Source organism: Acinetobacter sp. SwsAc6 (genome assembly GCF_013391565.1).
Lineage (GTDB): Bacteria > Pseudomonadota > Gammaproteobacteria > Pseudomonadales > Moraxellaceae > Acinetobacter > Acinetobacter cumulans.
The window spans coordinates 88,070-104,742 of sequence record NZ_JACAXE010000010.1; the positions used below are offsets into that span (position 1 = coordinate 88,070).

General features: G+C 37.4%; 15 protein-coding genes, 2 pseudogenes and 1 CRISPR repeat array. Of the genes and pseudogenes, 7 read left to right on the forward strand and 10 right to left on the reverse strand.

What is annotated here, in order from left to right; genetic code table 11:
• Positions 1-37 precede the first annotated feature (37 nt).
• The 4 genes from HYG93_RS09250 to HYG93_RS09265 form a co-directional block, all read right to left on the reverse strand.
• On the reverse strand, positions 38-769 hold the full coding sequence (locus HYG93_RS09250) for a hypothetical protein (RefSeq protein ID WP_104441264.1): 732 nt from the start codon (positions 767-769) through the stop codon (positions 38-40).
• Between the two features lie 13 nt (positions 770-782).
• Complete coding sequence (locus HYG93_RS09255; protein ID WP_158654337.1) at positions 783-3,965, reverse strand: ATP-binding protein; 3,183 nt, start codon at positions 3,963-3,965, stop codon at positions 783-785.
• A gap of 55 nt (positions 3,966-4,020) precedes the next feature.
• Positions 4,021-4,629, reverse strand: a complete 609-nt coding sequence (locus tag HYG93_RS09260; protein WP_104441266.1) for a hypothetical protein — start codon at positions 4,627-4,629, stop codon at positions 4,021-4,023.
• Between the two features lie 1,016 nt (positions 4,630-5,645).
• Complete coding sequence (locus HYG93_RS09265) at positions 5,646-5,861, reverse strand: helix-turn-helix transcriptional regulator (RefSeq protein ID WP_106985268.1); 216 nt, start codon at positions 5,859-5,861, stop codon at positions 5,646-5,648.
• A gap of 111 nt (positions 5,862-5,972) precedes the next feature.
• On the opposite strand from HYG93_RS09265, the gene HYG93_RS09270 reads away from it, so the two are divergent.
• Together HYG93_RS09270 and HYG93_RS09275 are read left to right on the forward strand one after the other, a co-directional pair.
• Positions 5,973-6,182, forward strand: coding sequence for a hypothetical protein (locus tag HYG93_RS09270; protein ID WP_106985267.1), 210 nt, complete (start codon positions 5,973-5,975; stop codon positions 6,180-6,182).
• A gap of 19 nt (positions 6,183-6,201) precedes the next feature.
• A pseudogene (locus tag HYG93_RS09275) lies at positions 6,202-7,086 on the forward strand (Arm DNA-binding domain-containing protein); the annotation flags it as partial.
• 43 nt (positions 7,087-7,129) lie between these two features.
• Positions 7,130-7,450: a CRISPR direct-repeat array (repeat unit 21 nt; unit sequence TTTTCTAAGCTGCCTATATGG).
• Positions 7,451-7,620: 170 nt separating this feature from the next.
• On the opposite strand, the gene HYG93_RS09280 reads toward HYG93_RS09275, so the two are convergent.
• The 3 genes from HYG93_RS09280 to HYG93_RS09290 are packed head-to-tail and all read right to left on the reverse strand — an operon-like array spanning position 7,621 to position 8,606.
• Positions 7,621-7,935 (reverse strand): hypothetical protein, encoded by a 315-nt coding sequence (locus HYG93_RS09280; RefSeq protein ID WP_106985266.1) that lies wholly within the window; start codon positions 7,933-7,935, stop codon positions 7,621-7,623.
• 52 nt (positions 7,936-7,987) lie between these two features.
• Positions 7,988-8,302: a DNA-binding transcriptional regulator gene (locus HYG93_RS09285; protein WP_078390454.1), complete on the reverse strand. Its 315-nt coding sequence runs from the start codon at positions 8,300-8,302 to the stop codon at positions 7,988-7,990.
• Positions 8,283-8,606 carry a transcriptional regulator gene (locus HYG93_RS09290; protein ID WP_078390456.1) on the reverse strand — a complete coding sequence of 108 codons (324 nt, stop codon included), beginning with the start codon at positions 8,604-8,606 and terminating at the stop codon, positions 8,283-8,285. Before HYG93_RS09290 ends, HYG93_RS09285 begins: the two co-directional genes overlap by 20 nt.
• Before the next feature lie 143 nt (positions 8,607-8,749).
• On the opposite strand from HYG93_RS09290, the gene HYG93_RS09295 reads away from it, so the two are divergent.
• Positions 8,750-9,055, forward strand: a complete 306-nt coding sequence (locus HYG93_RS09295; RefSeq protein ID WP_106985265.1) for a hypothetical protein — start codon at positions 8,750-8,752, stop codon at positions 9,053-9,055.
• Between the two features lie 80 nt (positions 9,056-9,135).
• On the opposite strand, the gene HYG93_RS09300 is transcribed toward HYG93_RS09295, so the two are convergent.
• Positions 9,136-10,452, reverse strand: coding sequence for an ISNCY family transposase (locus tag HYG93_RS09300; RefSeq protein ID WP_120365963.1), 1,317 nt, complete (start codon positions 10,450-10,452; stop codon positions 9,136-9,138).
• Positions 10,453-10,596: 144 nt separating this feature from the next.
• Positions 10,597-11,007, reverse strand: coding sequence for a hypothetical protein (locus tag HYG93_RS09305; protein ID WP_178962386.1), 411 nt, complete (start codon positions 11,005-11,007; stop codon positions 10,597-10,599).
• A 183-nt stretch (positions 11,008-11,190) separates the two neighbouring features.
• On the opposite strand from HYG93_RS09305, the gene HYG93_RS09310 reads away from it, so the two are divergent.
• From HYG93_RS09310 to HYG93_RS09320, 3 genes and pseudogenes are all read left to right on the forward strand, one after another.
• A complete protein-coding gene (locus tag HYG93_RS09310; protein WP_178962387.1) occupies positions 11,191-12,123 on the forward strand; it encodes an IS5 family transposase in 933 nt (310 codons plus the stop codon).
• 478 nt (positions 12,124-12,601) lie between these two features.
• Entirely contained in the window at positions 12,602-13,813 is a 1,212-nt protein-coding gene (locus HYG93_RS09315) for an iron-containing alcohol dehydrogenase (RefSeq protein ID WP_106986755.1), read from the forward strand.
• 147 nt (positions 13,814-13,960) lie between these two features.
• Positions 13,961-14,929: pseudogene (locus tag HYG93_RS09320) on the forward strand (alpha/beta hydrolase).
• Positions 14,930-14,938: 9 nt separating this feature from the next.
• Here HYG93_RS09320 and HYG93_RS09325 read toward each other — a convergent pair.
• A complete protein-coding gene (locus HYG93_RS09325; RefSeq protein WP_106986754.1) occupies positions 14,939-16,126 on the reverse strand; it encodes a transcriptional regulator in 1,188 nt (395 codons plus the stop codon).
• A gap of 210 nt (positions 16,127-16,336) precedes the next feature.
• On the opposite strand from HYG93_RS09325, the gene HYG93_RS09330 reads away from it, so the two are divergent.
• On the forward strand, positions 16,337-16,673 hold a 337-nt coding region (locus tag HYG93_RS09330; RefSeq protein WP_178962388.1), incomplete at its 3' end, for an aldehyde dehydrogenase family protein.

Below are 16,673 nucleotides of genomic sequence, written 5' to 3' on the forward strand. Positions count from 1 at the left end.
AGAATGAAAATATAAATATTTTCATTCTCTTAACTTTCTATTCAGATTTATGTTTATCAAGTTCTTGATAAATCTCTTCAACTGATTTTTCAGGACTCAGATTTTGCTCTGCTTTAACAAGATCTTGCTCAACTTCATTATTTTTATCAGGATTTAACTTGTTACTAAAATATTTGGCTACATCAGAAATGTCCTTTATTTTTCCAATGATATTTTGAACACGAGTTTCAGTAAAATACCCCTCGCCTTTTAATACATTAGGAGCATCTTTTAAAATATGAACCAATAAATCACTTGTACCTTGACCTATTTTTTCTTCTAAGCCCCAAGCCTGCACGGTAATACCTGCACTCACTTTTTCACCAAAGTTAAATTTCGCTGATTTCTCTGGATCAAGCTTAAAGTTACGTAGTGTCATTATATAATCATCATAAGATGAAAAATCTGCAGGTTTAATATCAGCCTCATACGCTTGTAAAGCCATATCACCGATATCTTCTGTTGTTTCATTTTCTTTCAACAATCCCAAAACTACCAAAGCACTATCAATCACTTTAACTGCTAAACGTAACTGAGGATGGGGAATCACAACACTTAATGCTGTGAGTATTGCACTTGCTGTCGTTAGAACACTCCCTAAATCATTAATTGTCTTATTAAAAGTATCTGTCACATTACCAAATGTATTTGAAATCGCATTTCCCACTGCACTGCATGCAGACGAAAATGCACCACTTATTGCACTACCCACTGAGCTCCAAAATCCCATACTATTTTCCTTTTTAGATTGAATTTAACTTTTGTAACATTGCTTGAAGAGCCCCTGCAATGAGTCTTCCTGTATCCTGACCAAAAATCGTATCAGATGTAATTTTTTCATTTAATTGATCATGCTCATATAATCCAAATAAAAAGATAAGATACTGTTCAACAGGATATTTTGTTGGTAATTTATCTTCTATATAAGCAATCGGTGCAATGTCTAAAAATAACTGTGCAAGTGCCAATTTAATATCACTTTTTGAATCACCCCATACTTGATTCAGTTTTTCCATTTCTTTAGATAAGCGCTGCGTAATAATTAATTTGTGCCCTTGTACCTCATTTTGTGATAAGGCATACCATTTCAACCATAAATTTAAAACAAAACTACCCTCTTGAATAAATTGATTAAATTGTTCAGCTGTAATTTCTGAATCAAATACGCTTGATAACCTAGGATATAACTGTGTTCTTTGGCTAAAAATTCTTCGTTGACTATGACTTGCAATAATTTGGATATCCAAAGGTTTCGAATTGGTATTATGAAGTTGTCCAACTTGTGTACGGACGGCTTCATGCCAACCTGCACTATAAACAACTGCTTCACCCGCTTTCAACATAGGTAAAAAATCAATTTGTTCTTCGGTCAAACCAACCGTTTCACCAATCGCTTGTCGATCATCAGCAGCAAATAGACGGTGAATAATCTTTGTATTGGTATTCTTTAATACTTCTGGAGCAAGTTTATTTGGAATTTGATCCGCAATAATCAACCCTTCACCATATTTACGAACTTCTGCAAGCAGATTTGCAAATAAACTAACACCCAACTTTTTAGCACCATCATCATGACCTTGTGGTTTTTCTAATAGACGATGTGCCTCTTCAATCAATGTTAAGTGCTGGAAAGTAGGATCTGAATAATGACGCTGCTTCATTGCTTCAGCTACACGGCCAATGAGCAATCCCATCATTAATGCCTTATCTTGTTCATCTTTCAGTTCATCTAACTCAATAACGACTTTCTGATCAAGTAATTTTGATACATCAATAGAAACACGCGTATTTAGCATCCTTCCCTTACTCCCAATCGTGAGATTATCTAATCTCGAAATGAGAGAGCCTTCATACTTTTGCTGTAAATCGTCACCAAACCCCTTGCTTTTAATTACAATTTTTAATTGTTCAAGCATTTCAGACATGATCGGAAAAGCTTGTCCTTGACAATTAAATGGATTTTCAAAAAGAAAATTCTTAGATGTATGAATATCCCAACCTTTTGACTCATAACTACGAACAATCGCTTCTTCAATCAGATAAGGCATAGAAGCTTCCATAGGGAATACTGCTGCGAAAGTCGCTTTTAAGGTATCTATATGTCCGACTAATTGCTCATTTGGTAAAAGTTCAAATGGATTTATACGAAATGGCGAAAGTTGTTCATTATTTAAAGTATAAAATTGAATATCTTCATCAAGTTCATATAGACCTCGATATTCTGTTTTAGCTGGTTCAATGACTAGAAATGGCAATTTAGATTGCAGTAAGATCTGCTGACAAGTCGTTGTTTTACCAGCACCAGTAACACCACTAATAAAAATATGCTGATTAAGCAACTTTTTATCTAATAAGACTTTGCTTTTTTCTAAGATTCGACCATTTTGAATAATCCGTCCTAGCTCAAATGATGCAGAGTCTTTGGAATTTAAAGGATTAACCGCAAAATCTACATTTTTTCTTAAACGAATGCCACAAACCTCACGACTTGGCAACCCTGCCAAAATTGACAACTCTGAAGCATTTAACCAAGTTGCAAGTGCTACATGTCTAGCGGCAGAAGGGGTACTTTGCAGTAATAAAGCATCTTTATTAATATCATTTTTTTCCCAGTGAATTTTAAATAACTGATTAATATCTTTCTTTTTCATGTGCAATTTTTGCACTTGTAGTGGGCTAAAAACTGACTGATTTCCTTGAAAAGTAGATCTAACTGCTAAAACTAGACTTTCATAAGTTCTTTTATTATATGCAGATAAATAAATCGCAGTCTTAAAAAGACCTTTACTTCGTCCTAGTTCGAAACGAGGAAGCTGCTTTTCTGTAATATATTTTTCTATTCTTTCGATTTTTTTGTCTATAAATTCTCTGCTTTCTGTTGTGTTTTTCCCTTCAGATCTACTAGAAGAATTTGAAGAACCTTTAGTGTCACTTTTACTCACAGATTTACTTTCACTTGTACCACTCGAATCTGATGTACCACTACTGGTTCCATTGGTTTTACTTTCACCCTTTGTCCAACCTTTATTCTTACTGTCACTAGTACTCGTTGAACTATTATTCTTAGAATTACTTGATGACTCCCCACCACTTTCTGAAGTTTGATTTGTTATCGAATCATTTAAACCATGTTGCTTTGTACGCGATTTATTTGAACCTGTTTGATCTGTTAAACCATGGCTTATAGAAGTACTCGAGCCCTCTGTGAGTGAAGTACCTGTGTTTGTACCAGATTGGATAGACTTTTTAATACCAGGATGTAAATCAGAAGATAAATTTAAAAATTCTTCAATGGTTTGATTTATTTCATGTAATTTGGCTGGTTGTGCAACGAGCAATAATTGCCATGTTTCCCCAGTTAAGCTGCGAGCTAAACGATCAATACCTTGATTAATGTTAGAACCTTTACTTTGAGCTTGCTGATCGATTGTCAAAGAGGGAACGCCTGTTAATAATCCAAAATGCTGAGAATTATTTAATGGCGATAAAATATGATCTTGTAAGTTTTTAGAAGATACATCTTCTAATAAAATTCCAGAAATATTACCTAGTAATTGACTTTCTAATAATTTTTTTTGATTAAAAACATCTCCCTGATCTAACAATAGTACGGTTCCAATATATATTTCAATACCTGTTTCAGTACCAGATAAATAATAGACCCAATTAAAATGAACATTATTCATACTTGCAATTACATTTTCTAAATCTTGCCGTAATATAAACTGCTCTTGCGCTGATAATTCCGTAATACGGAAAAACCTTGAATTCATATTATTAATTTCAAAATTTTCATCCGCACTTAATGAATCTATTTGTTTGATTTCTTTTTTGTTCAAAAAAACTGCATCTTTAAATGCATTAATATCAAATATGGATTTTGAATATTCATCAATTACTACTTTTTCCTTTAATAACGAATCCATAAAACCTATCATCCACTCAATTTATTGATTTTTAAAAAGTCTGTTATTTCTAAGATCATACTTTTAAAGCTTTTGCCAACTCAGGCATTTCATATAATTCAAGTAATGTACTTAATGTTTTTAAGTTCTTCTTCATCACTTGCTCTTCATTATTGAAGATATCTTGATAAACTCTTGTTACTTTATCGCTAATACTCAAAGCCAACTCCTGCATCAAGGAAGGCTGCACAAAACCAACACTTTTTCTTCGATCCTTAGTCAAAATATCAAGAAGAGCTGACTCATCTCCTGTATAAGCATTAGAGGTAATCAATCTTGCTTTTTGAAATAATGGTAATAGTTCTTGCTGTGTATGCTCAGGTAAAATATCACTTAATTGATCATCAACGAGTCTTAGAATCAAAGCTTGAGATAAACTCAAACCCTTTACTGACTGTTCTATCTTTTTCCAACGCCAATTATAAGGCATACAATCTCGACGACATTCCAATGGAAATAATGTTTCCAATAAATTTAAATCCCGTTGAATCGTACGTTGAGTAGTAATTATCCCTTTACTTTGTAAATGGTTTTCAATTTCTGCTGTACTGACATATTTACTATTTAATAAAAACTGAATAATCATCCATTGACGAGTGATGACCTGTGATGACCCTTGGCTCATTTCGATCTCTTGAGAGTTCCTATGACGTAAGTATATATTTTTTTTATTCATATTTATAAGTAGCTATTTATCAAGTGCGTCATAGTTTGACTAAGTCATTGTTTATGAGCTAGTACAGCTAATTGAATTTTCATCAGATAGACTCCTTTGAAAGAATCTGAATACATCCTCAACAATCCATTACTCCTCTAGATTAGACTCTTCTACTTTATAGTTAGACATTAAGATGAGAATAAGTTTACTAAATGGTAAAATAATATAAATGTATAAATATCTATGTTGGTAATTATTGTTGATTATCTAATTAAAATTAGTGACCACAAATCAAAGTACCCTACCCTATCTTAAATTACACCACACAAAATAATAACCCCATATATATGTTATATATAGGGTTTATTGAAATACCATTTATGTTATTTAGTGTATTTTATGTCGGTGAATCTTGCCAAGGTTGGGGTCGGGAGTTCGAGTCTCCTTTCCCGCTCCAAATTCAAAAAGCCCTCATCGAAAGATGGGGGCTTTTTTATTGTTGATTTAATTAATGTTTTTTAATCTAATTAGAATTATTTACTAAAGCCTACTTATAAGTTTTATTAGTCGTCCCTATCTTCGGTGACCAAGATGTGACCATTTTGTGCCACCACATTATAAATAACTTTAAATAACTTTAAATAACTTTAAATAACTTTAAATAACTTTAAATAACCTCAAATTTCACCAAATTATATGTACTTTATAACTCATCCAAAACCAAAAACTGGACCTAGAAAATAGAATTTTAGTTCAAGGTTTGAACTAATTTTCTTAAATTTGTGACCAATCAATTTTTTCATGTGACCATCGGTGACCAAAAAATTACAATAAAAAAGTGAGTTCTTTCACCATCGAAGTAATTATTCAAAAATATAATCGACCCCTTAATAAAAAATTTTAACGATCATCCTAATCATAGACTGAATTTGTGACCAACTGACATTTTGATGTGACCATCTGTGACCAAAATACAATATATATTATTGATTATTTTCATTTTGTTTAAAAATTAATAAATCACCAACTTCTACATTTAAAGCCACACAAATCTTATCAATTGTCTCAAAATCAATTCTGACTGATTCATCGTTATAGAGCTTATGCAATGTAGATTTATTTATTCCTGTACTTCTAACTAAATCAGCTACTTTTAACTTTCGCTCAGCTAGTAAAACTGCCAAGTTTGAAATAATCATAAAATCTCCTACTTAAATGGTAAAAAGTACTTGTAAAGTAATAAAAATATGATAAATTACGCCTAAGGAATAATTTTTCCTAGTTACCTGGTAAAAATCAGAGGCTTTATTATGTCATATACCTATCTTACAGCCCAACAACTGGCTGAAAAAATTCAGTACGACGCTTTTACTATTCGCAACCAACTGAAGGATAGTGTCTTTATTGAAGGTGTGCACTACATCCGTCCTTTCGGTGGTCGTAAAATTCTTTTTGTTTGGGAACGCATTGAAACTGAAATGCTTAAATTTACTGGTTTAAGCATGGATGCTTTGCAATAAGTTTCAGGAGGTCTAACTGATGGCTACCATCCGAGAACGAAGCGGCAAACTGATTGCCGATTTCCGCTACATGGGCATTCGTTGCAGAGAAACACCCAATCTTGAAGACAACGCCTATAATCGTCGCATTTTGAAAAAACGTCTCGAGCAGCTTGAAGCTGAAATTACTTTGGGAACTTTCGAATATGAAAAGTACTTCCCCAAAAGTAAACGTGTCGAGCAGTTTAAGGAAAAAAGAAGTCAGCAAATCGCTGTACAAACTAAAGTTCCTCTTTTTAAAGAGTTTACTGAATTATGGTTTAAACAAAAACAGATTGAGTGGAGAACATCTTATCAACATAAGATTTCAATCATTATTAAAAATTATTTGATTCCTGCTTTTGGTAATCAGGTTCTCTCGAAAATCAAGAAGTCAGACTTGCTGAACTTCCGTGCTTCCCTCGCCAAAGTGACTCACGGAAAAGATCAGACAAGTCTAAAAGCATCGAGGATCAATCAAATCATGACGCCTTTACGTATGATACTCAATGATGCGGCTGAACGATACGAGTTTGAGTCGCCTTATAAAAATATTAACAATCTGAAGGAAAGCAAGATTGAAGTCACACCTTTTTCTCTGGAAGAGGTGCATAAAATTCTTACCACAGTGCGTGAAGACTTCCGCCCCTATTACACCATTCGCTTTTTTACGGGTATGCGTACCAGTGAAATCGATGGTCTGCAATGGAAAAATGTGGACTTACAACGTCGGGAAATCCACATTCGTGAAGCGTTAGTGAATGGTGTGCTTGGTGGAACCAAAACTTATGGTTCTGACCGCACGATCCAGATGAATGACCGGGCGTACCAAGCCTTTCTGCAACAGAAAAGCTTAAATAATGGTAAATCCAGTTTTGTCTTCTGTATGGCAGTGAACCTGGACAGCAAATCAAGGTTGATAAGCTTAAATTTCTAAGCTGCCTATATGGCAGTGAACAGCAAGGCCACACCACCGACAATAGCGATATTTTTCTAAGCTGCCTATATGGCAGTGAACAATGATTTGCCCTGTGAGCTGTATATTTTTATTTTCTAAGCTGCCTATATGGAAGTGAACTGTTTCCTTTTGGATTAATTAAGAGTTGATATTTTCTAAGCTGCCTATATGGCAGTGAACCGCCGTGCTGTTTTTAGTCTGACGCTTTTTATTTTCTAAGCTGCCTATATGGCAGTGAATATTGAGATCTCACACCGTCATCGCATTCCGCTTTTCTAAGCTGCCTATATACGATCTAGCTGCAATTTCCTATGATGGATTCATCAGGAACAGGAAGTTCCACACAATAATAAGAACATAGATACGCACAAGGACTGTAAGGTACGACAGGAGTTATACCGAGCGAACCCATACGAAAAAGCCCAACAGGATGTTGGGCTTTTTATTATCTACATTTAAGGGTTAATCAATCTTAGTCGATTCATTTTGGTTGATAAATTTAATCAGCGCATTTTGGACAAACTCATCAAGTTCAATCTCTTTTTCTTTTATGATGGTTTCTATCTTTGCTATAGTTTCGCTTTCTAAATCGAACTCTATTTCAGCTGATGTTTCCATAAGTAAATCATAGTTATTTTCGACCATCTTTTTAAAGGTTTCTTTTAGATCATTTTTCGATGGAATATTGAAAGATAAGCGTAATGAGCTATTGATAATTTCAACATGGGTATACCCTAAATATTCAGTACTTTTTCCAACAAATCCTAAGTGCTTCATAAAAAACATTAAATGAATATAGTAAATAGCTCTCAAAGGAGAGCCATTTAAATTAAGCCAGACTCTCTTTTACAAATTTTGGATCAACAATAAATAATCGAATAAGCGATGTTGCTGCTCCTGATGGTCTTCTCGCACCTTGTTCCCAGGATTCAAGGGTACGTCTTGATACGCCAAGAATCTTAGCAAACTGATCTTGTGTTAGTTGAGCCTTTCTACGAGCTAACGCAACATCTGTCTCAGTGATTACTGTTCTTTTCGCTGCATTATTAGCAAGCATATCGTCGATGCCTTGTAATATTTCAGCTTCAATATCCCTAGTTTCTTCAAAAGATTGCAGTTCTTTTTCAGTCATTAAACGAGTCATTTAGTTTCTCCACCAATGTTTGAAGAGTCTTCTTACTAAGCTGTACAGTTTGCTTTTTACTGTACAAGGTTAATAACCAAATCTCTCCATTTGCTAAACGATTAAAGTAGATGACTCTGACACCACCACTTTTACCTCTACTACCGCTAGTCCATCTAATCTTACGAATACCGCCTGCATTAGGCTCAACATCTCCTGCTTCAGGGTTTAATGCTAAAAATGTTTTGAATTCCTCATATTCTTCCTGAGTCCAATAAACAAGACAGTATTTAGTAAATAATGGGGTCTCACATATTGTATACATTTCTTGCATTCATACTACCTTGTAGTAGTTTATTTTATACCACTTTGTGGTATTTTTAAATACTAATTTTTAATTCATAGGATTAAAGACGATGTACTATTTTGCAGAGGATCCCTTCTAGGTAATGTTACCTAGGAGGAACAATGAAAAGACTAAAACATCAATACAGGCAATCAATACAAAGTACTCGACATGATTATCTTTGGAAAATTTACCCTAATGTCAGAAGCTCTATATTTAAGAAATTCAGTACTCAGCAAGAACGTAGCTTTTATTTCTTACATCGTATTGAATACAAAAGCTATTCGCTTAAAATTCGTGTAGCACGTGGTACAGGCTTACCTCATGTTTGGGATGATTTTCCGACTTACGTTTATAAAGTTGCTAAAAGTTGGAAACATAATTCTAAGAGAGCACATCAGTACTACAAAGAACATGAGCAAAAATAAAAAATGGGAGCTGATAGCTCCCATTTTTTTATGTTATTCCCAAGTAGAAATGTCCTACCTACTAACCAAATAGAAATGTCCTATATGGACATTTCCAAGTCAAGCACAGGATTTAGATTTCGTTCTTTGATTGCTGTTTTCTGTGCACGTCTGCTTGGCATCTTTTGAGAACGATTACGTTTGTTTTGCTGTTCCAGTTCTTCATGCTGTTGTTGGACATGATTCAGAACAGCACTCAACCGTTTATTCTCAACAATCTCTCGCTGATTCAGCTGACTTAATTTATCGAAGAGGCTGTAATTGATCTTTCGGCTATTATGCATGATGGCTACAGTACCATCCGGGTATTCCAGGAACTCAAGATACTTACCGATCAACCTCTGATTTTCTTCGGTGTTTTCCAAGAGATATACGCATTTATCATAAGTAATCGTCAGGCTATTCGTGACTCTGCGGGGTTCACGCCAGGTAAAAACATCATCTAATTCTTCGGCTGTTTCAGCGATAGGTCGATGTAGATCCTTGGGATTAAAAGCCATCTTGGCGAATTTACGATTAAATTGCTCAATAAAGCACGGCAGCCACTTATTGGCATCTGCAATTGAACTGATGCCTTCTAGACGCATCTCCTTAATCAGACGATCCTGAAGTGTTCTATTCGCTCGTTCTACACGACCTTTGGCTTGAGGGGAGTTAGCGAAAATGATATCGATGTTGAGAGTGCTCAGAACACGTCCGAACTGGGTAATCTTGGTGTCTTTCTTGCTACTTTGATTCACCCTAAAAACTGAATGTTTGTCACTGTAAAATGCCAATGGCTTACCATGCTGTTCGATATATAAACGTGTTGAAATCATATAGTCAAAAGTTGATTCTGACTCACAAAAGCGTAAATGCTGTAATTTGCCTGTGGCATCATCAATGAACACCAGTAGACAGCATTTAGTAGCGCGTCCTTCAAACCCGTCATGGTGTGAGCCATCAATTTGGATCAGTTCACCAAAGCAATCCCGGTTGTAACGAGGCTGATACAGGCGCTTGGATCGAGGAATCCATAAGTCAGCTGCAATCATCCAGGAACGCAGGGTTTCTACTGAAAGATCGAATCCATGTACGGTGGTGAGCTTTTCATGCGCTAAAGTGGGTCCGAAACCATGGAGTTGGTCAGAAACAATATTGAGGCATTTGAGTCTGAGTTCTTCAGGAAGTTTGGAATTGCTGATTTGGCCACGACCGGCATGGGCTAATGCAACTGGACCTTGGGCTTTGTATTTCTGCAGTAAGCGTCTGATCTGACGTTCTGAAATATGAAGTAGCTGAGCAGCCTGAGATTGAGTTATGCGTTGATCGCAGATTTCCTGCAAGACCGACAATCGTTTAAGTTCTTTATCCGACATAGACACCAACATATCAAACCGTCCGCTAAGGAAATTGCAAAAGTGCATATTCTAAAAGCGGACATTTTTATTGGTGAGAATATAGACACTTTAAATGGGTTCTAACAATGGAAATTCGTATAACAGCCATTATGTTAAATGGATTTAATCAGGTGTTTTATTTTTTTCAAAAATTTTGAAAGATATATGGAAAGCAATAGCCCAAAAAAACCAACCAAAAATATTTGAACCAATAGTGTCATTGTAATTTAGAGGAACTAGTAAAAACTTGATGATTAGACCATATATACTATAGATGACTATCCAGGCTAATAAGACTTGAGATAATTTTTCAAATTTCAGATTCAATTTTTCATATTTATTTTTTGATAGATATTTGAAATTTATAGCTCCAAAAAACATTCCAGAAAGGATGCAGATGATAAGAAACACAGGAAGTGAACCAAAGGCCATCGACTTACCTTCAATTTCTCGAATAACATACATGATGCATGCAAACGGTATGCCCCACCCTAATCCACCATACAAAAATATCCACTTGAACTGATTGCTCATACAATTCCTATTTTTAATTGTATACACATCTTAAATGCATTCATTTTGAATCTAATCTTTGAGCAAGTTTAATGCCCAAAAATATTGCTAATATTAGGAAAATAAGATGGATATTTTCTACCATGAAAGGGCTTTGTTGCACAAACTTATCTGTAAAGGCTTTTTCAGCGATATAATTTTCAAATGAAGAAGCCTACACACAACATCTACCGCACAACCAATTGGCCCGCATATAACCGAGCACTCATGAGTCCCGGAAATATTGCCATTTGGTTTGATCCTGCTACGCAATGGTATGCGCCATCAAAAGGCAAACAAGGGCGAAATCAAACCTACTCCGACGCAGCCATCCAATGCTGCTTAATGATTAAATCCTTATTCCGTCTGTCTTTACGTATGGTTACTGGCTTTGTGCAAAGTCTGATTATACTTTGCAGATTAAATTGGACAGCACCAGATTACAGTACGCTTTGTAGAAGACAAAAGCATATTGATATTGCAATCAGCTACCAAAAAAGTAGCGATGGGCTGCATCTACTCATGGACTCTACAGGCATGAAGTTTCTAGGTGAGAGCGAATGGAAGCGCAAGAAACATGGACCTGAATATCGTCGCCAAGGGCGTAAACTTCATATTGGTATAGATGCTAAAACCCTACAAATACGAGCAGTTCAGCTTACAACCAATAATGTCAGTGATTCACAGGTGCTTGGTGATTTACTTAATCAGATTCCACAAGATGAGCAGATTGACTCTGTTTATACCGATGGAGCTTATGACACCAAGCAATGCCGTCAGGTCATTGCAGATCGGCAAGGGCATGCGGTGATTCCACCTAGAAAAAATGCGAAACCATGGAAAGATACAAAGAGTAGCTCCCTAGAGCGAAATGAATTACTTCGAACAATTAAACGTTTAGGCAGGACACTATGGAAAAAATGGTCAGGCTATCATCGGCGAAGTTTGGTTGAAACTAAGATGCATTGCATCAAATTATTAGGAGATAAACTCAGTGCAAGGAGTTTTGATAGCCAAGTGAATGAGATCCATGCACGTGTAGCAGTCCTTAACAGATTTACGGAATTAGGTCGACCACTTACCCAAGTTACGCCTTAAATTTAGCTCAATTAGGGGCGCTTTGCATTTCAAATCTTTGTGCAACAAAGCCGTGCAAAAGTGTTTTGAGGAAGCAGTATTCTGGTGCAATTACAGAAGACACAAGGCAATTATGAATACGTGCTATCTGCCCTGCCTTCTGAAGCTAGAAAGAAGGAATCATGTTTTTCAAAATTAATGATAATTATTATCAATTAAAAATTAAGATTTATCAAGCTTGTGTTTCAAACATCTTTGCCTTAGCAGCATGACATAACACTATGTTTTAAAAAATTTTAATTGTTGTTTAATTTAATATAAATCTTCTAAAGTCAAATATTTAAAAAACATTAGATATAAATTTTCTTTGCCAAGAATAAAACCTTATACATGGTAGGTCTTTGGTAGGTGTATTTTTTTTAAGTGCTATTGAATACTCATTTTAGGGTAAGCATCACCCATAACAATGATGATAAATAATGGTAGAAGGAATCGCACCATGGCTTTTAAAAATATTGCAGATCAAACAAACGGTTTTTACATCCCTTGTGTTTCACTTTTCGGCCCAGGCTGTGCCAAAGAAATTGGTGCAAAAGCACAAAATCTCGGTGCCAAAAAAGCATTGATCGTCACCGATGCTGGCCTGTTTAAATTTGGCGTCGCGGACACCATCGCAGGCTATCTGAAAGAAGCTGGCGTAGATAGCCATATTTTCCCTGGCGCAGAACCTAATCCGACCGACATTAACGTGCATAATGGCGTAAAAGAATATAACGACCAAGGCTGTGATTTTATTGTGTCACTGGGTGGTGGTTCTTCACATGACTGTGCCAAAGGCATTGGCTTGGTAACCGCAGGTGGTGGCCATATCCGTGATTATGAAGGCATTGATAAAAGCACCGTGCCTATGACACCGTTGATTGCGATTAATACCACTGCGGGTACGGCTTCAGAAATGACACGTTTCTGTATTATTACCAACACAGACACGCACGTAAAAATGGCTATTGTGGACTGGCGCTGTACCCCACTCATCGCAATTGATGATCCAAAACTCATGATCGCAAAACCTGCTGCGCTTACAGCAGCAACAGGTATGGATGCCCTTACACATGCGGTCGAAGCTTATGTATCTACAGCAGCCAACCCAATTACCGACGCTTGCGCAGAAAAAGCCATCAGCATGATCAGTGAATGGCTGAGCCCAGCTGTGGCAAATGGTGAAAACCTAGAAGCACGTGATGCGATGAGCTATGCACAATATCTTGCAGGTATGGCTTTTAACAACGCATCATTAGGTTATGTACATGCAATGGCGCATCAATTAGGCGGTTTCTACAACCTACCACATGGTGTCTGCAATGCCGTATTACTACCGCATGTATGCGAGTTTAATTTAATCGCTTGTCCAGACCGCTATGCCCGTATTGCGCAGTTGATGGGCGTAAATACAGACGGACTGACTATCAATGAAGCAGCCTTTGCAGCCATTGATGCGATACGTGCACTGTCTGCATCTATTGGTATTCCTTCTAGCTTGTTAGAGCTTGGCGTAAAAGAACAAGATCTCAGCGTTATGTCTGAAAATGCGCAAAAAGATGCCTGCATGCTGACCAACCCACGCAAAGCAACACATGCACAAGTGGTCGATATCTTTAAAGCCGCATTAAAGCCAAGCGCAACTGTACAGAGCTTTAAAGCAGCAGGCTAAGCAATAAGTACTCTCCCACCCCAACTGCACTTTAAGCGCTTAATCCATTCATCGCGCGCTTAAAGTGCTTTTTAGCTTTGCTGTTGACAAAATTCCATAGTTCATCAAGGATGAGAGGCATCCGCGGCAATAAAAACAGAGCAAAATATGTCAGCAGTCCACACCTCTCCAACCTATCAGCCCGATCACCTTGGTACAGGCTATGAGCAAACCACTTTAAACTTTCCAGACGATTTTGAAGGTGCTGTTACAGCGACTTTAGTTTGAAAAAAAGCCGACACAGCTACAAAAAAAGCCGTTTTATACATTCATGGTTTTATTGATTATTTTTATCAGACTGAAATGGCTGAGCAGTTTAATCAGCACGGTTTCGATTTTTATGCACTGGATTTACGTAAATACGGGCGCTCAATTCTGCCACATCAAAAATATTATAATGTGCGTGACATTAGCGAATATGAGGCGGAAATTGATCAAGCGCTCGAGATTATTGGCACCGAAGGCCATGATGAAGTTTTGCTCTGTGGGCACTCTACAGGTGGTTTAACTACGACCTTATATGCATCACATCATCCGAATCATCCGCTGATTAAAGCGCTCTGGGTCAACAGTCCTTTTTATGATTTCAATATGAATCCAATTAAGCGCAAATTGGGTGTGCCACAGTTGAGCCGTGTTGGAAAATTATTTCCAGATTTACAATTTCCCAGCGAACTCCATAAATGGTATACCGCTAGCCTACATAAGGATTTAAAGGGCGAATGGGGCTTTAGCCTTGACTGGAAAAAAAGCAAATATCCAATGGTTCGTCTGAGTTTTGTGACTGCTATACATGAAGCGCAAAAAGAAATTCATCAAGGTGTGCAAATCGATGTACCAGTATTGGTGATGCACTCACATCAAACCAAGAATCCACGTAAATGGGGCAAAGATGCGCAAAGTAGCGATGTGATTTTAGGCGTCAAAGACATTCAAAAATATGCTGAGAAAATTCAGGGTGATGTCAGTATTCAAAGCATTAAAAATGGCTTGCATGATTTGGTGCTGTCCGAAAAATCCGTACGACACAATGTCTATCAGCAACTATTCAACTGGCTGGACAGCAAAGGGCTGTAATACTACAACTTAGTTACCGTTGAATGCTTTGCTCCGAAGTAGATGCTGATGCACGGGATGATTCTTCGGCATCAACTCAATCAATCTTTCTACTGCATCAACGGCTTCTGGAAAACGCGCGACGTGCTTGAGCAACACATCGGTTTCATCGGCCTTAAAAATTGCATCACTCAAACGTGACTCTAAGCAGTCACGCCATGTACATAAAAACGGGCTTTCAGTTTTTGCTAAAAATACGCCCGAACATAACTTTAAAGCCGACTCAGTATAGCCTGCATCCAGTGCTTGTTCTGCCTGTAAAAAATCTGCCTCCACGTTGGCTAAAATTCGATATGGCCGTGAGCCCAGCATGCCTCCCAGCACATCACGTAGCTGTGACATTTCGGCCTTTAAAGTGCCTATACTAACTTTGCGCTCACCATATAAAGCCTGATGTAAAGTATCTAAGGTCATGCCCTGCGGACAGAGTGCAAGAATGGTTAAAATTTCAATTTGGCGCGGTGTCATCACCAGCATTTTGCCGTTAAACAAAACCTGTGAAGCTGCGAATGCACGGATATATAACTGCTGTTGATGTTGTTCGAGTAATGCCGCCTGCACAATGGACGCACAGCGTTCAGCAGCCAGCAAACCTAAGCTGTTGTGATGTTGCCATGTGGTCGATAAGTCAATCACGCCCAACACTTGTTTTGAATAGGGATCAATAATTGGTGCTGCATAGCAGACCCAGTCATGAATGGAAGTCATATAGTGTTCATTGGAAAACACACAGCTGGATTGTTGCGTCTTTAGCGACAATGCCAAAGCATTGGTTCCAACCAATTCTTCTTTCCACTGTCCGCCCTGCATAAAGTGCACGCTTTCGGCAGCGCTTTGCATTTGCCGACTGGATGCACTCCAGACAATGGTGCTCCCCACATCGCCCACAGCCACAACCATTGATGACTGCTCAGCAATATGTTTCAAGTCATCTGCGCAGCGATTTAGAGCGCGTTGCAATGCATCGGGCACTTGCTCCCTATCTTGTTGCAGTGGCGCTGCAATTCTGTCTTTAGGAATAGCTGCAGAATGTGATCTGCGCCACGAACTATGAATACTCTGTCCCAGCTGTTCCGCATGCTGTGGCGAGAGGCTATTACTTTGTCTAAACTGTTCTATTTGCTTACGTTTTTCAATTAAATTTTTCATCTCTGCCATCCTAGAGTTTCTCAACTCGGGTTGATTATTGTTATGCCATCCTCTTTGCCTTGTAACGTTTTTTGTCAGCCACTTGTAAACAGACCAACAACCAACCTTTTTCCAACCTTATAGTAAGTATGCTAATCAAATAATGTGCAAAAGTACCTTATACCAAAGCTGTATACGCTTGGTGACAGAAAACATCATAATAAACAAAGGAATATATGTATGCGTTACGCAGATCCAAATACAGACGGCTCAAAAGTTCAATTTAAATCACAATATGAAAACTTTATTGGTGGCAAATGGGTCGCACCAGTAAAAGGCGAATATTTTGACAACATCTCCCCAGTTGACGGCAAAGCATTTACCAAAATTCCACGTTCATCGGCTGAAGATATTGAGTTAGCGCTCGATGCTGCGCACGCAGCCAAAGCCGAATGGAACAATACATCACCGACTACTCGCTCTAATCTGTTACTGAAAATTGCAGATCGCTTAGAAGAAAATCTAGAATTATTGGCCGTTGCAGAAACATGGGACAACGGCAAACCTGTACGTGAAA